Origin of the sequence: Christensenella hongkongensis, from assembly GCF_000981035.1 — a bacterium.
GTDB classification, from domain to species: Bacteria; Bacillota; Clostridia; order Christensenellales; family Christensenellaceae; genus Christensenella; species Christensenella hongkongensis.
Window position 1 is genome coordinate 1 of the sequence record NZ_LAYJ01000011.1, and the last position, 291, is coordinate 291.

Annotated in this window: 1 pseudogene; it reads right to left on the reverse strand. The window is 33.0% G+C overall.

The annotated features are described in order from the left end of the window. Positions 1-259: pseudogene (locus CHK_RS16815) on the reverse strand (hypothetical protein); the annotation flags it as partial. Between the last annotated feature and the right edge of the window lie 32 nt (positions 260-291).

Here is a 291-nt window from a genome sequence, read left to right on the forward strand (position 1 = left end):
TTTCTATATTACGCAAACGTCCCCATTGAGTATATTCATTATCTTTTGTATGTATCGTAATTCTTTGGCTTATCATATCAAAATAAAGAATACTATGAAACGGGATCTTGATCGTCATTTTGCGAGTCGTTAATATATAATTTTTTTCCGTTCTTCTGGAAAGAATATCTTTAGCTTTATTCATGTACTTACGTATGACCGGATAACGCAGAGGCTTAATAAGATATTGAAGCGCCTGAACATCATAACCCTCGCCCATATAACTTACATTGCTGGTCAAAAATATAAGAA